We start from the raw sequence: 15,065 nt of genomic DNA, 5'->3' as shown, positions 1-15,065 counted from the left end.
ATTTAGGTGGTGGCCAGCGCCGGAGCTTCCGGCGTGGTGACGGTGGGTTTGGCGAATTGTTTGGCTGCGATGACGGCCAGGGCGCTGACGACGGTGCCGACAGCCAGGGCGACCAGGAACCACAGCAGGTTGCCGATCGCGAAGAACACGAAGATGCCACCGTGCGGGGCCTTTAGCGTGACGTCGAAGGCCATGATCAGCCCGCCGGTGACGGCGCCGCCGAGCATCATCGACGGGATCACCCGCAGCGGGTCTGCCGCGGCGAACGGGATGGCACCTTCGGAGATGAAGGACGCACCGAGAAGCCATGCGGCGCGGCCATTCTCGCGCTCAGGCTCGGTGAACAGCCCCGGCCGCAGCGTCGACGCCAGCGCCATCGCAAGCGGCGGCACCATGCCTGCGGCCATCACCGCGGCCATGATGCGCAGGGTCGCGGGGTCGGCGACGTTGAGGCCCGCGGTCGCAAACGCATAGGCAGCCTTGTTGACCGGGCCGCCGAGGTCGAAGCACATCATCAGGCCGAGGATGACTCCGAGGATCACGACCGAGGTTCCCGTCATGCCGCTGAGCCAGTTGGTCAGCCCGGTGGTCAACGCGGCCAGCGGCCGGCCGAGCAACAGGAACATCAGCAGGCCGACGATCAGTGACGCGCCGAGCGGGATCACCACCACCGGCATCAGTCCCCGGAACCACTGCGGCACCTTGAAAGAACTGATCCAGTGCGCGGCGAATCCGGCGATCAGACCGCCGACGATGCCGCCGATGAACCCGCCGCCGACGAACACCGCGACCGCGCCTGCGGTGAAACCCGGTGCGATACCGGGCCGGTCGGCGATCGCGAACGAGATGTAGCCGGCCAGGGCGGGCACCAGGAACATGAAAGCCAGCCCGCCGAGCGTGAACAGCACCGCCCCGAGATACTGCGTCAGCCCACCAGGTGGCAGGTCGGCCAAGGTGTTGGTGACGGCGATGTGGTGGCCCAGCGAGTTCATCCCGTAGGCCAGCGGGCTCGACTGCCCCTCCGGGGTATTACCGATGTCGTAGCCGGCGAACAGGAAACCCAGCGCGATGAGCAGACCGCCCGCCGCGACGAACGGGATCATGTAGCTCACGCCGGTGAGCAGGATCTGCCGGATGCGCGTGCCCCAGCCCACGTCGCCCGACGCGGCCGGAGCAGCCTCGTCAACAGAGCCGGCCACCCGCGCTGCATTGGGATTGCTTGCCGCACTGACGGCTTCGGAGATCATGACTCCGGGCTCGTTGATGGCGCGTTTGACGCCGGAGGCGACGACGGGCTTGCCGGCGAAGCGCTGCTTGTCCTTGACCCCGACGTCGGTGGCGAAGATGACGGCATCCGCCGCAGCGATCGTCGCCGCGGACAGCGGCGTGCTCCCGGACGAGCCCTGGGTTTCGACGGTCAATTCAACCCCGGCATCTTCGGCGGCCTGTTTGAGCGCGTCGGCCGCCATGTAGGTGTGGGCAATGCCGGTGGGGCAGGCCGTGATCGCGACGACCGACACCGCCTTGGGCGCTTCAGCAGCCGGAGCAGGAGCAGGCTCAGGAACAGGAGCAGGCGCCGGATTCACGACACCGTCGACGAGCGACACCACCTCATCGACGCTTGCGGCCTCCCGCAGCGATGCCACGAAGTCCTTGCGGACCAGTGCGCGGGCCAGGCTGGACAGCAGCTTCATATGTTCGGCGCCACCCGATTCCGGTGCGGCGATCAGAAATACCAGATCAGCCGGCCCGTCGGGAGCCCCGAAGTCGATCTTGGGCGACAGCCGGGCGAAGCCGATGGTCGGGGTGTCGACGTAGGGCGAGCGGCAGTGCGGAATCGCGATCCCGCCGGGCAGACCCGTGGCGGACTGTGCCTCGCGGGCCATCGCGGCGCCCACCAGACCGTCGGTGTCGCTGGTGCGGCCCGCCTCGGCGAGTGCGCCGACCAGACGAGTGATGACGGCTTCCTTGTCACCGCCCGCGTCGACGTCGAGCAGGACCAGATCGGGGGTGATGATTGGTTGAGTCATAGCGACACCTTCATGGGGTGGGTACGGACTGCATCGAGGTCGAGCTGGGCGGGTGTGGGCAGGGCCGACCCTGGAAGTGCCGCGGCGGCACTGCCGTAGGCGACGGCCATCTGCAGTCGTTGCGGGGCTTCGGCGCCGGAGACGGCAGCGCGCAGGTAACCCGCCAGTGAGGCGTCACCCGCGCCGACTGTGCTGCGCGGAACGATCGGCGGCGGCGTGGCCAGCCAGGCGCCGGTTCCGTCGACCAGCACGGCGCCGGCAGCGCCCAGTGTCGCCAGCACCGCACCGACGCCCCGCGCGACGAGACCAAGAGCGGCAGTCACCACGGGCGACATATCGCCTTGGGCGGCAGCGTCTTCCAGAACGGCAGCGGACACCCCGGCGAGGTCGGCCAGCTCCTCGGCGTTGGGCTTGATCAGGTCGGGCGCGGCCACCTCGAACCCGGCGGCCAGCGCGGCCAACGGTGCCTCGGAGGTGTCGACGGCGACGCGGCAATCCAACGGAGCCAGCAAGGCTACGACGTCGGCGTACCAGCTGACCGGCATCCCAGGCGGCAGCGATCCGGACAGCACCACCCAGGACGCATCCTGTGCCTTCGCCAACACGCAGCGGGTCAGTGCCTCCAGTGCGTCAGCGTCCACAAGAGCGCCGCGCTCGTTGAGTTTGGTTGTGGTGCCGTCAGATTCGGTGATGGCCACGTTGGTGCGCACGGATTCCGCAATGGGAACGCCGGTGAACGGGACGCCCAGACCACGCAACGCACCGAGCAGGGGATCCGTGTCGGCCGCGGGCAACACCGCCTCGGCGGCGACGTCGGCCAAGGTCAAAGCTCGGGCCACGTTGATGCCCTTGCCGCCGGGCTCAACGGTGACCGAGTCGACGCGCTGGACCGCACCGCGCGTCAACGGCGATCCCAACGTGACGGTGCGGTCCAGGCTGGGGTTCGGGGTGACGGTGATGATCATGCGATCACCACCTCGACGCCATGCTCGGTGAGCAGTGCCCGGTCGGCATCGGAGACCTCATTGTCGGTGATCAGGGTGTCCACGCTGTCGATCGGGGCGAAGCTCACGAAGTCTTCTTCACCGACTTTCGACGAGTCGGCGACCACCACGACGTAGTTCGCGGCCTGCACCATGGCGCGCTTGACGGCCGCTTCCTCGGTGTCCGGGGTCGAGAGTCCGTGCCGCACGCTGATGGCGTTGGTGCCGATGAACGCGATGTCCACCCGCAGGGTTTCGAGTACGCGCAGCACCTGCTCGCCCACCGCGGCCTGGGTGAGGCCGCGGACCCGTCCGCCGAGCAATTGCAGGGTGACGGTGGGCGTCGCGGCGAGGAGGCCGGCGATCGGCACCGAGTTCGTCACCACGGTGAGTTCCCGATCCGTCGGCAATTGCGAGGCGACGCGGGCGGTGGTCGTCCCCGCGTCCAGCAGCACGCTGGCACCGCTGAGGGGGAAGAAGTCGACGGCGGCCGCGGCGATGGCATCCTTCTGCGCGGCGCGGGTGGTGTCGCGTTCGCCGACGCCGGCTTCCACGAGGTGCAGCGTCCGGGCCGGCACGGCCCCGCCGTGCACGCGGCGCACGACGCCCGCCTTGTCGAGCACCGCGAGATCGCGGCGGACGGTCTCGGTGGTGACGTCGTAGGCCTGCGCCAGTTCCGCGACGGATGCGCGGCCCCTGCTCATGACCAGCGCGGCGATGGCCTGCTGGCGCTCCTCGGCGTACATGAGCCTCCGTTTGTGTGGGTTAGAGCCCGATCAAATGTTGATATATGTTGTTTTACGCTTGACTGTGTTGACTTGTCAACGGTTTCTAGTAATCTAGGTCACATGAGCACTACGTCCTCGGTTGCGTCACCCACGGTCTTGCGCGGGGTTCCGGTGGTTCCTGGTGTGCGGTACGCACCTGTGATCCGGGTCAGCAGGCTTCCGGAAATTCAGGTACCTCCCGGCGACATCGCCGAGACGGATCGGCCGGCTGAGGCGGGGCGTTTCGCCGCGGCGGCGACGGAAGTCGCCACCCGACTGCGTGACCGGGCCGCGCACGCCACGGGTGCCGCCTCGGAGGTTCTCGCCGCCACCGCGACGCTGGCCCAGGACCGGGCCTGGCTCGGCGCTGCCGACAAGAAGATCGCCGCAGGGGCTCCCGCGGTCCGCGCCGTGACCGAGGCCGTCGACCAGTTCGTGGAGCTGTTCACGCAGCTCGGCGGGCTGATGGCCGAACGCGTCACCGACCTGAGGGATATCCGCGATCGCGTCATCGCAGAGCTGTCCGGATTGCCGGAACCCGGTGTGCCGCTGCCGGATATCCCGTCGATCCTGTGCGCCGAGGATCTGGCGCCCGCCGACACCGCGGGCCTGGACCCGCAGCTGGTGGTCGGGCTGGCCACCACGCTGGGCGGGCCCACCAGCCACACCGCGATCATCGCCCGTCAGCTCGGGATTCCGTGCGTCGTCGCAATCGGCGGGCTCGACACCGTCGCCGCCGGCGTGATGGTTCTGCTCGACGGCACCGCGGGCACGCTGACCGCCGACCCCGACGCCTCGCAGGCCGCTTCCGCGGTGGCCGCCGCGCAACGGGCCGCCCTGGCGGCCCGGCAATGGGCCGGACCGGGCGCGACGGCGGACGGTCACGCCGTCGCGATCCTGGCCAACGTGCAGGACGGTGCCGCCGCCCGCGCGGCCCGCGGAACTCCTGCCGAGGGCGTCGGGCTGTTCCGCACCGAGCTGTGCTTCCTCAACCGCGACACCGAGCCGACCGTCGACGAGCAGGCCAAGATCTACGGCGAGGTACTCGAGGCGTTCGCCGGGCACAAGGTGGTGGTCCGCACCCTCGATGCAGGCTCGGACAAGCCGTTGAAGTTCGCGGGCCATCCGGACGAGGCCAACCCGGCATTGGGCGTGCGCGGTATCCGGATCGCCGAGCGGAATCCCGGGCTGCTGGATCGTCAGCTCGCAGCGGTGGCCACCGCGGCCAAGCAAGCCGAAAGCAAGCCGTGGGTGATGGCACCCATGATCGCCACCGCGGCGGAAGCGAAAAGCTTTGCCGCCAAGGCGCGCTCGCATGGGCTCACGCCCGGCGTGATGATCGAGGTGCCTGCCGCGGCGCTCTTGGCCGACAAGATTCTGGAGCACGTCGAATTCCTGTCGATCGGCACCAACGACCTCGCCCAGTACACGATGGCTGCGGATCGGATGTCGGCCGACCTGGCCACCCTCACCGATCCGTGGCAGCCCGCGGTGCTGGCACTGGTGGCGATGGCCGCGCGGGCCGGGGCTGCGGCGGGCAAGCCGGTCGGGGTGTGCGGTGAGGCTGCGGCCGATCCGCTGCTGGCCGCCGTCTTGGTGGGCCTGGGAGTGACGTCGTTGTCGATGGCGCCGGCCGCGATCTCCGCGGTGGGCGCGAAGCTCGCCCAGGTGACGCTGCAGCAGTGCCGCGCTGCCGCAGAGGCGGTGCTCGACACCGCGACGGCTGCTGAGGCCCGCGAGGCCGCGCTGGCTGCGCTGTCCTGACCTGGGGAAACCCAAGCGGGGAATAATCGGACCGCAGTCCGGTTATAGCTGTCATCAGACTTCACAAATTGGAGGTACGAGATGCCAGCCATCACCGCAGACACCTTGACCCTGCCCCGTATCGCGGCGGCCCAGGCGTCGGACACCGAACGCCCGGTCCGCTCGATCACCACCGGCCCGCGTGGATTCGAGGGCGAGGGATTCCCCGTCGTCCGAGCCTTCGCCGGGGTGAGCGACGCCGACCTCGACCCGTTCGTCCACATGGACCAGATGGGTGAGGTGGAGTACCAGCCCGGAGAACCGCGGGGCACCGATTGGCACCCGCACCGCGGCTTCGAAACCGTCACCTACATGATCGACGGCCGGTTCGCCCACCAGGATTCACATGGCGGCGGCGGCCTGATCACCGACGGTGCCACCCAGTGGATGACCGCCGGATCGGGCATCCTGCACATCGAAACCCCGCCGGCCGAACTGGTCGAGAGCGGCGGCACCTTCCACGGCATCCAGCTGTGGGTGAACCTGCCCAAGAAGGACAAGTTCGCGACGCCGCGTTACCAGGCCATCGAGGGTCCCGACGCCAAGCTGCTGTCGTCCCAGGACGGCGGGTCATTGGTCCGCATCATTGCGGGCGAGATCGACGGCGCGCAGGGCCCTGGTTCTACGCACACCCCGATCACCTTGGCGCACGCCACGATTGAACCGGGTGCCCAGCTCAACCTGCCGTGGAACCGCGATTTCAACGCGCTGGTGTACGTACTGAGCGGACGCGGCAGCGTCGGCCCCGTCGGCCACCCGATCCATCAGGGCCAGCTGGCTGTGCTCGGCCCGGGCGACCGGATCACGGTGTCGGCCGAGGGAACTCAGGATTCGCACCGGCCCGCCATGGAGGTCCTGCTGCTGGGCGGCCGCCCGATCCGGGAACCGGTCTTCCACTACGGCCCGTTCGTGATGAACTCGAAGTCCGAGCTCATCCAGGCGTTGGAGGATTACCAGGCGGGCAAGTTCGGCCAGATTCCGCCGAATGCGCTGATGCCGCACCGGCCCCTGAACTGACCGATCAACCCACCGACTCGGCGGGCTGCGGGTACAGCAACTCCAGCTCGCCGAGATGCGCTGCAGCCGCCACCAGCGGCAGGGCCGCCGAAACCGCCAGATCGGTTCCGGCGGCTTCGGCGCGCAACGACACCACGAAGCTCTCTCCGATCGGCACCAGCACCGCGGCGGCGTCGACGCCGGTGAGCCGGGCGCAGATGGCAGCGGCATGTTCCTCGATCACTGCGCGGGTGCTGGGATAGATGCCCAGCGGTGGGGGCACGACGTCGGCGATCAGCTCGGCCGCGGCTCTCACCCGGTTGGCTCGGTTGGCTGCGCGCACCACCGGAGCGCGCTGGTCGGTGGGCCCGCCGTTCTCCGAAAGATAATGACGGACAGCATCATCAAGAGTCCGGGAGGCCGAAAGCGCGTCGTGGCCCAGTGCGACGACGCGGTCGGTGGCCTGCTCGGAAGCACCCCGGGTCACCCGAAGCACGGCCGCATTGAGGAACCGCGCACCCACTCCGCGGGCTTGGTCGATCGCCTTCGACACTGACGCAGTGGCACCGCGCGGCCACAACAGCAGCGACACCACGATTCCGACCAGCGCGCCGACCACGACGTCCTCGACCCGCACCAGCCCCACCCGCCAGCCCGTCGGCACGATCAGGTTGAAGTTGATCAGCACCATCATCGTGAACGCTGCCTGCCCGGCGATGAATGATCCCACCTCGGGCACATAGGCCGACCCGAATGCCACGAGCGGCAACAGGATCCACAACACCACGGGGTCCACCCCGACGAACTCGATGAGCACTGCGCCGAGTACGAAACCGATAGCGGTGCCGGCCACCGCCCGCAGCACCCGCGTCCCGGTGGTCAGCGCGCTGCTGCGCAGCACTGACATGGCGCCCAACACCACCCAGAATCCGTGCTGCACCGGAAACAGGTGCGTGACCGCCACCGCGAGGGCCAGCCCCAACCCGGTGCGCAGGCTGTTGCGCAGCGCCACCGCCCGGGTGGCCACCAGGCCTCTGGCAATAGCGGCGACCGCCATCGTCTCGGGCATCACCCAATCGGCCGCACCGGTTTCGGGCAGCCGCCGGCCCAACACCCGGGCCCACACCGGGCGGGCGTCGGCCAGCGCGGCATTGCCGATCACCCGTCCGGTGACGGCGATGGTGGCCGAGATGGTGCGCCGGATCAGCAGGCCGCGGCCGATCTCGACGGCGGCCGCGTCGCCGGCGGTGCCGAGGATCAGGGTGATGTCATCGCGGTAACTGCCCTGGGCCACGGTGCGCTGCTCGGCCAGTGCCGCACGTAGATCGGCTCCGCGAGCCGCACGCTCGGCCTTGTCGTTGATTCGCAGCAGCGCGGCGCTGTCGCGCAGTACCCGCACCGCTGGGTCGCGCATCGCGCCGAGCAGTTCCCCGGTGTCGTCGGTGACCTGGTCGCAGATCCAGCCCAGGTCGTCGACGACGCGTACCAGCGCGCGGCTGCCCGCGGTGAGGGCGACGGGCCGGTAGTCGGCACCGAGGAAGCTTTCGTAGAGCGCGTTCATCGCGCGGGTGACATCGCGGGCCGAGGCCTGCCCTTCCAGCCGGTCGGCCAGCAGCCGGCACACCCTGGCCGAATAGCGGCGCAGCTCGTCGTGGTGGCGCGGCCGGAACAGGAACAGTGCGGCGGGCACACAGATCACCAGCGAGATCAGCCAGCCCAGCAGCCGGTCGGGAATGGGACCGACGGGCGTACACAGCGGCAGCACGAACAGCAGCAGGGTGGCGCGCTGCCCGGCGGCGACAATCTCGCTGAGTACCCCGGAGAACGACACCACCATGCCGACGACGAACATCGCGGCCACGCTCAGCCAGGGGTACGGGGCCAGCACGGTGCCCAGCACGATCAATACGACGCCGTTGACGGCCAGACCGCCGTAGGCCAGCGCGCGGGCGGGCCGGTTGCCGGGGAAGTCGGCGGTGATGAGCAGGGACACCGCGCCGAAGATCGCGAACAGCGGCGTCTGGGAGTCGCCGCCGACGGCGAAGCCGACCGCGGCCGCGATGGGCAGGACGATGGCGGCCCGCAGGGCACGGCGTAGCGCGTCGAATTCGGGGTCCCTGGCGCGTAGCGCGTCGCGCAGGCGGTCAGCTGCCCGGTGCCAGATCTCGGCCGGGGTCAGCATGATCGCCGATGTTAGACCGGTTGGTCCGATCCGGCGGCCGGAGTGAACCGGCCCGATTCCAGCGCGTCGCGCATCTGGCCGGTGATCCACTGCAGGGCGTCGGTGTCGCGCGGCAGGGTGCTCTGTTCGAAGCCGACGACCAGATACAGGCTCCACGCCGCGAAGTAACGGGCGTTGCGCTCATCGCCGATGATCTCGAGCGCCGACTCGTAGATGATGTCGAAGCGCAACTGGTCCACCACGGCCTGCACGGTGTAGACCTCGGGGTCCAGCGAGCTCCACACCCGGATGGCGGCCTCGGCGCCGTGGGGCAGGGCCAGTGCCTCGCCGATCATCGTCTCGATGCGGTGGTGCGGATCGTGGTCGGCGCGCAGCGCCTCGACCACCCGCAGGGTCCGGGCCTGACGCCAGTGCGCGATCAGTTCCCGCGTGTAGGACGCCCAGTTGGGGAAGTAGTGATAGAACGATCCGGTTGTGACGCCCAATCGGTTGCACACCTCGGCAAGTTTGAGCCCGCCGTACCCGAGATCGGACAACACATCCAGACCGGTTTCGAAGTACGCCTCCCGCGACACCACCCCCGCCATGCGGCCCACGCTAGTTCGTCGTCAGCATTTTGGGCGCGGCGGGGCTTTGCTGGTCAGCCGCATATAACGCACACAAACATGACGGCATCGGGACTCTCAGGTGACGTGTGGCACAATTTGACTGTGGCCCACATGGCGAGCCGAGGACCGGGACGTCCTCCCGCAGCAAAGGCAGCGGAGACGCGTGAGCGCATCGTGCGTGCTGCCCGTGAAGTTTTCAGCGAACTTGGCTACGACGCAGCTACATTCCAGGCAATCGCGATTCGCGCCGATCTCACCCGCCCGGCAATCAACCACTACTTCAGTAGCAAACGCGTTCTGTACCGCGACGTGGTCGAGCAGACCAATGCGAAGGTGATCGCCGCAGGCATTGCCAAAGCGCGGGAGGCCACCAGCCTGCTGAACCGGATTTCGGCGTTCTTCGCAGCGGCGATGGATGCCGAGTCCACCGATCGGTCGGCGGCGGCGTTTCTGGTGACCTCGGTGCTGGAAGCGCAGCGCCATCCCGAGCTCGTCGCCGAGGAGCACGACGCCTTGCGCAGCTCGCGCGAGTTCGTCAAGTGGGCGGTCGACGAGGCGATCGAGGGCGGCGAGTTGACCACCGACACCGACATCCCTGCCATCGTGGAGATGCTGGTGGCCGTGATGTGGGGCATGGGCTTTTACGCCGGTTACGTGGGGCATCGTGACGAGGTGGCCGTCATCGTCGACAAGTTCGAATTACTGATGGCGAACAAGCTCTGGCAACTGCGCGACTGACGCGTCGGCACCGTGAGGTGCCCCACATCACCGCATAGCCTGACTAAGTTATTCGGTAGCATTGTTTGGCAAATGACTGATCTGAGCGAGGTACGGCCGGGTCGGGCCGCAGGCGACAGTTGGGACATCACCGAGAGCGTCGGGGCGACCGCGCTGGGGGTGGCCGCCTCCCGTGCTGCCGAGACGGCGCAACCGGAACCCCTGATTCGCGACGAGTTCGCCTTCCTGCTGGTGGCGGCCGCCGGTCCGGCCTGGGCCCAGTTGGCCGGTAGCGAACCGCACTGGATCGGTGACGATCCGGAGGCCCACCGCATCCACGACATGGCCCGCAACTACCAGGCCGTGCGCACCCACTACTTCGATGACTACTTCACCGAGGTCACCCACGACGGCATCCGCCAGGTCGTGATCCTGGCCGCGGGCCTGGACTCGCGGGCATTCCGGCTGGACTGGCCGACCGGTACCACCGTCTACGAGATCGATCAGCCCAAGGTGCTGCACTACAAGACCGAGACGCTGCGGGCGCACGAGGCCGTCGCCCACGCCGAGCACGTCCCGGTGCCGATCGACCTGCGTGAAGACTGGCCCGCCGCCCTGATCGAGGCAGGCTTCGACCCTGAGCAGCCCACCGCGTGGCTGGCCGAGGGGCTGCTGCCGTACCTGCCTGCCGAGGCCCAGGACCGGCTGTTCGAACTCGTCTGCGCCCACAGCGCACCCGGCAGTCGCGTCGCGGTCGAGGACTTCGCGATGGACCCGGCCCGCTACACCCCGGAGAAGCGCGCCGCCCGACGGGCCCGCGGCGAGCACATGCGTACCTCGTTGGGATTGGACATCGATGCCGACGCGCTGATGTACACCGGTGACGACCGGGCCGACGCCGCCGAATGGCTCGCCGCACACGGCTGGGAGGTCGACGCGGTGGCCAGCGCCGACGAGATGGCCCGGTTGGGTCGCGCGGCCGACGCCGGCGAACTGGCTGAACTCGGTTTGGACAGCGTGCTGTTGCGCGCCCGATTGGACGGAGAAACCCGATGAGCTCACTGCGCAGCCACGACGACACCTGGGACATCGCCACCAGCGTGGGGTCGACGGCCGTGATGGTCGCCGCCGCCCGGGCCGGGGAGACCGGACGCGAGAACCCGTTGATCCGTGATCCGTACGCGGCGATCCTGGTGGCCGGTGCCGGAACCGGCTTCTGGGAAACCCTGCTGGACCACGATGTCGCCGCCAAGATCGAAGCGGTCGACGCCGAGGCGGCCAAGATCTTCGAGCACATGGGCAGCTATCAGGCGGTGCGCACCCACTTCTTCGACGAGTACTTCACCGATGCCGCCAAGGCCGGCATCCGCCAGATCGTCATCCTGGCCTCGGGCCTGGACTCCCGGGCGTACCGGCTGGACTGGCCGGCGGGCACCACGGTGTTCGAGATCGACCAGCCCAAGGTGCTGGAGTACAAGGCCGAAACCCTGGCCGCCCATGGTGCTCAACCGTCCGCGCAGCGCCGCGAGGTGGCCATCGACCTGCGCCAGGATTGGCCTGAGGCGTTGCGGGAAGCGGGCTTTGACGATGGGCAGCCGACCGCGTGGCTGGCCGAGGGCCTGCTGATGTACCTGCCTGCCGACGCCCAGGATCGGCTGTTCGAGTTGGTCACGGAACTGTCGGCACCGGGAAGCCGGATCGCCGCCGAGACCGCCGGCGTCTCCGCGAGCGAGCGCCGCGAGGAGATGCGCGAGCGTTTCGAACGCTTCGCCGCGCAGTTCAACATGGAGCAGGCGCTCAACATCCAGGACCTGATCTACGAGGATCCCGACCGTGCCGATGTCGCCGAGTGGCTGGGTGCCCACGGTTGGCGGGCCAACGGTGTGCACTCGCTCGACGAAATGCGCCGTCTGGGCCGCTACGTCGAGATCGAGCACAACGACACCCGGGCGTTTTCCACGTTCGTCACTGCCGAAAAGCTCTGACTCGCAATCTGACTCACAACAAGAATGGGGGCGCTCCTCTAGGGAGCGCCCCCATTCTCGTCTCGGTCAGTGGCTCTGGTGCACGGTGGTGTCGACGTGCGGCACGGTCACGTGCGGGCCGATCTGATCCAGCCAGCCGTGGTGGGACACATCGGCGGAAGCCGGGCCGGCCAGGCCCAGAACTGCGGCGGCGAGGCCGCTGGCGACAACTGCGGTGAATCCGAACTTCTTCATTATCAGTACCTCTTTCCCAACGTCTTTCTTGACTGGTTCAACTAAACGCGGCAACGGTTAATTCCTGATCGGCGCCGTTGGCGGCAATTGACCGCTCGCTGGCAGAAACGCGTCAGCCAGCCCTGATGAGCGCTAGCCGACCCGGTTAACCGGGAGTTATCCGCCCGCCGTATACAGGAGGGGAGCTGAGCCGTTTTCCGGCCCGTTATCGAGGAGGAATCCCCATGCCAGGAGTGCAGGACCGCGTCGTCGTCGTCACCGGAGCCGGTGGAGGTCTGGGCCGTGAATATGCCCTGACGCTCGCACGCGAGGGCGCCAGCGTCGTTGTCAACGACCTCGGCGGCGCCCGTGACGGGTCCGGCGCCGGACACAACATGGCCGACGAGGTGGTGGCCGAGATCAAGGCCGCCGGTGGCCGGGCAGTCGCCAACTACGACAGCGTCGCCGAGCAGGCGGGCGCCGAGAACATCATCAAGACCGCGATCGACGAGTTCGGCAAGGTCGACGGCGTGGTGAGCAACGCGGGCATCCTGCGTGACGGCACCTTCCACAAGATGACGTTCGAGCAGTGGGACGCCGTGCTCAAGGTTCACCTCTACGGTGGCTACAACGTCATCCGCGCCGCCTGGCCGCACTTCCGGGAGCAGAGCTTCGGCCGCGTCGTCGTCGCCACCTCCACCAGCGGCCTGTTCGGCAACTTCGGTCAGGCCAACTACGGTGCCGCCAAGCTCGGTCTGGTCGGCCTGATCAACACGCTGGCCCAGGAAGGCGCCAAGTACAACATCAAGACCAACGCGGTCGCGCCGATCGCCGCCACCCGCATGACGCAGGACATCCTGCCGCCCGAGGTGTTCGAGAAGCTCACCCCCGAGTATGTCGCCCCGGTCGTGGCTTACCTGATGACCGAGGAACTGCCCGACACCGACTCGGTGTTCATCGTCGGCGGCGGCAAGGTGCAGCGCACCGCGCTGTTCCAGAACGACGGCATCACCTTCTCCGAGGTGCCATCGGTCGATGACATCGCCGCCAAGTGGGGCGAGATCACCGATCTGTCTGCGGCTCAGCAGGCCAGCTTCAAGCTGGGCTGAAATACGTGAAGGCGCTTGTAGCGCAGGCACTTACCGGTACATCCGGGCTGGCGTACGTCGACGTCGATGCCCCCGTGTCTCCGGACATGGTTGTCATCGACGTCGGCGCCGCCGGCGTCTGCTTCCCCGATCTGCTGTTGCTGCGCGGTGAGTACCAGCTGCGGCTGGAACCGCCGTTCACCCCCGGCATGGAGGTGGCCGGAACGGTGCGCTCGGCACCCGAAGGCTCGGGATTCACTCCGGGCCAGCGGGTGTCGGCGATGACGATGCTGGGCGGCTACGCCGAGCAGGTGGCGGCGGTGCCGGCCAACGTGATCCCCACCGCCGACGGGCTCGACGACGGCCAGGCGGCATCGCTGCTGGGCAACTACTACACGATGCAGTTCGCGTTGGCCCGTCGCGGCGGGCTGGTGGCGGGGGAGACCGTCCTGGTGCTCGGCTCGGCCGGCGGGATCGGCGTTGCCTCGATCCAGCTGGCCAAAGCCATGGGCGCCAAGGTGATTGCGATGGTGCACCGGTCCGGGGCCGAGGAATTCGTCTCGTCCCTCGGTGCCGATGTGGTGCTGCCGCTGACAGACGGCTGGCGTCAGGCGGTAATGGACGCCACCGGAGGACAAGGTGTCGACTTGGTTGTTGACCCGATCGGCGGAGAGCCCTTCGACGACGCCATCCGGGTGCTGGCACCCGAAGGTCGGCTGCTGGTCATCGGATTCGCCGCAGGCGGAGGGATCCCGACGGTCAAGGTCAACCGGCTGCTGCTGCGCAACGTCAGTGTGGTCGGAGTCGGCTGGGGCGAGTTCGTGCGCCGCAGTCCGGCCGCGCAGGCCCAGGTCGGCGCCGAGCTGAACAAGTTGGTGGCCGCCGGGCTGCGTCCGCCGCCACCGGTGCGGTTCCCGCTGTCCGAGGGTGCGGCCGCGCTCGATGCGTTGGCCAACGGCTCGGTGCGGGGCAAGCTGGTCTTGGAGCCCTAACCATGAAAGCTCTGGCCTTCGATGTATTCGGCACCGCCGTCGACTGGCGGTCCAGCATCATCGGCGAGCTGGAAGAGTTCGGTAAAAGCCGTGGGCTGCACCGGGATTGGTCGGCATTCGCTGACAGATGGCGGGCCGGCTATGCCCCGGCGATGGACCGGGTGCGCCGTGGTGAGCTGCCGTGGACCAGGATCGACGATCTGCACCGCGCGATCCTGGTCTCGCTGCTCGAGCAGGCCGGCATCGAGGCCGGCCCTGCCGAGATCGACCACCTCAACCGGGCCTGGCACCGGCTGGACCCGTGGCCGGACTCGGTCGCCGGGCTGACCCGGCTCAAGCAGCGCTACCTCATCACGACGTTGTCGAACGGCAACGTCTCGCTGCTGACCAACATGGCCAAACATGCCGGGCTGCCGTGGGATTGCGTGATCTCGGCAGAGCTGTTCCGGCATTACAAGCCCGACCCCGAGGCCTATCAGGGCTGCGCCGAACTACTCGATATCGCGCCCGAGGAGCTGACGCTGGTCGCGGCCCATCCTTCCGACCTGCGGGCTGCCCGCGCCGCCGGGCTCGGGACCGCGTACGTGGCCCGGCCCCGGGAGTACGGCCCGGAGGGGACTCCGTACGACGTCACAGCCGATGGCTTCGACATCATCGCGACGGATTTTGTCGACCTTGCCGACCAACTTGGTGCGTAGCGT

At 68.4% G+C, this 15,065-nt stretch carries 14 protein-coding genes; 8 read left to right on the top strand and 6 right to left on the bottom strand.

Going from position 1 to position 15,065, the window contains the following annotated elements; translation table 11 throughout:
- Positions 1 to 2: 2 nt before the first annotated feature.
- From AB0I14_RS13350 to AB0I14_RS13340, 3 genes are read right to left on the bottom strand one after another with little or no spacing between them, the layout of a single operon-like run.
- Positions 3 to 2,030, bottom strand: coding sequence for a fructose-specific PTS transporter subunit EIIC (locus AB0I14_RS13350; protein ID WP_358021570.1), 2,028 nt, complete (start codon positions 2,028 to 2,030; stop codon positions 3 to 5).
- Positions 2,027 to 2,995, bottom strand: coding sequence for a 1-phosphofructokinase family hexose kinase (locus AB0I14_RS13345; protein ID WP_358021567.1), 969 nt, complete (start codon positions 2,993 to 2,995; stop codon positions 2,027 to 2,029). Before AB0I14_RS13345 ends, AB0I14_RS13350 begins: the two co-directional genes overlap by 4 nt.
- Positions 2,992 to 3,759, bottom strand: a complete 768-nt coding sequence (locus tag AB0I14_RS13340) for a DeoR/GlpR family DNA-binding transcription regulator (protein ID WP_358021563.1) — start codon at positions 3,757 to 3,759, stop codon at positions 2,992 to 2,994. The genes AB0I14_RS13345 and AB0I14_RS13340 overlap by 4 nt, the downstream gene beginning before the upstream one ends.
- A 102-nt stretch (positions 3,760 to 3,861) precedes the next feature.
- Here AB0I14_RS13340 and ptsP point away from each other — a divergent pair, with 102 nt between their 5' ends.
- Both ptsP and AB0I14_RS13330 read left to right on the top strand, forming a co-directional pair.
- Positions 3,862 to 5,544 (top strand): phosphoenolpyruvate--protein phosphotransferase, encoded by a 1,683-nt coding sequence (gene ptsP, locus AB0I14_RS13335; RefSeq protein ID WP_358021560.1) that lies wholly within the window; start codon positions 3,862 to 3,864, stop codon positions 5,542 to 5,544.
- An 81-nt stretch (positions 5,545 to 5,625) separates the two neighbouring features.
- Positions 5,626 to 6,600 carry a pirin family protein gene (locus tag AB0I14_RS13330; protein WP_358021558.1) on the top strand — a complete coding sequence of 325 codons (975 nt, stop codon included), beginning with the start codon at positions 5,626 to 5,628 and terminating at the stop codon, positions 6,598 to 6,600.
- 4 nt (positions 6,601 to 6,604) lie between these two features.
- On the opposite strand, the gene AB0I14_RS13325 is transcribed toward AB0I14_RS13330, so the two are convergent.
- Together AB0I14_RS13325 and AB0I14_RS13320 are read right to left on the bottom strand one after the other, a co-directional pair.
- Positions 6,605 to 8,761, bottom strand: a complete 2,157-nt coding sequence (locus AB0I14_RS13325; RefSeq protein ID WP_358021555.1) for an FUSC family protein — start codon at positions 8,759 to 8,761, stop codon at positions 6,605 to 6,607.
- A gap of 11 nt (positions 8,762 to 8,772) precedes the next feature.
- Positions 8,773 to 9,348 carry a TetR/AcrR family transcriptional regulator gene (locus tag AB0I14_RS13320; protein ID WP_358021552.1) on the bottom strand — a complete coding sequence of 192 codons (576 nt, stop codon included), beginning with the start codon at positions 9,346 to 9,348 and terminating at the stop codon, positions 8,773 to 8,775.
- A 123-nt stretch (positions 9,349 to 9,471) separates the two neighbouring features.
- On the opposite strand from AB0I14_RS13320, the gene AB0I14_RS13315 reads away from it, so the two are divergent.
- From AB0I14_RS13315 to AB0I14_RS13305, 3 genes are all read left to right on the top strand, one after another.
- Positions 9,472 to 10,107 (top strand): TetR/AcrR family transcriptional regulator, encoded by a 636-nt coding sequence (locus tag AB0I14_RS13315; RefSeq protein ID WP_358021549.1) that lies wholly within the window; start codon positions 9,472 to 9,474, stop codon positions 10,105 to 10,107.
- Positions 10,108 to 10,179: 72 nt separating this feature from the next.
- Positions 10,180 to 11,142 carry a class I SAM-dependent methyltransferase gene (locus tag AB0I14_RS13310; protein ID WP_358021546.1) on the top strand — a complete coding sequence of 321 codons (963 nt, stop codon included), beginning with the start codon at positions 10,180 to 10,182 and terminating at the stop codon, positions 11,140 to 11,142.
- On the top strand, positions 11,139 to 12,071 hold the full coding sequence (locus AB0I14_RS13305) for a class I SAM-dependent methyltransferase (RefSeq protein ID WP_358021543.1): 933 nt from the start codon (positions 11,139 to 11,141) through the stop codon (positions 12,069 to 12,071). The genes AB0I14_RS13310 and AB0I14_RS13305 overlap by 4 nt, the downstream gene beginning before the upstream one ends.
- Positions 12,072 to 12,137: 66 nt before the next feature.
- On the opposite strand, the gene AB0I14_RS13300 is transcribed toward AB0I14_RS13305, so the two are convergent.
- Positions 12,138 to 12,305, bottom strand: coding sequence for a hypothetical protein (locus tag AB0I14_RS13300; protein ID WP_358021539.1), 168 nt, complete (start codon positions 12,303 to 12,305; stop codon positions 12,138 to 12,140).
- A 224-nt stretch (positions 12,306 to 12,529) separates the two neighbouring features.
- Here AB0I14_RS13300 and AB0I14_RS13295 point away from each other — a divergent pair, with 224 nt between their 5' ends.
- From AB0I14_RS13295 to AB0I14_RS13285, 3 genes are read left to right on the top strand one after another with little or no spacing between them, the layout of a single operon-like run.
- Complete coding sequence (locus tag AB0I14_RS13295) at positions 12,530 to 13,393, top strand: SDR family oxidoreductase (protein WP_358021536.1); 864 nt, start codon at positions 12,530 to 12,532, stop codon at positions 13,391 to 13,393.
- 5 nt (positions 13,394 to 13,398) lie between these two features.
- Positions 13,399 to 14,364 (top strand): NADPH:quinone oxidoreductase family protein, encoded by a 966-nt coding sequence (locus tag AB0I14_RS13290; protein ID WP_358021533.1) that lies wholly within the window; start codon positions 13,399 to 13,401, stop codon positions 14,362 to 14,364.
- A 2-nt stretch (positions 14,365 to 14,366) separates the two neighbouring features.
- On the top strand, positions 14,367 to 15,062 hold the full coding sequence (locus AB0I14_RS13285; protein WP_358021530.1) for a haloacid dehalogenase type II: 696 nt from the start codon (positions 14,367 to 14,369) through the stop codon (positions 15,060 to 15,062).
- The last annotated feature ends 3 nt before the right edge of the window (positions 15,063 to 15,065 follow it).

The organism is Mycobacterium sp. NPDC050441, assembly GCF_040655355.1.
Classification (GTDB): Bacteria; Actinomycetota; Actinomycetes; order Mycobacteriales; family Mycobacteriaceae; genus Mycobacterium.
Note: the sequence above shows the minus strand (reverse complement) of the source record. Positions and strands in the feature narration are given on the sequence as shown.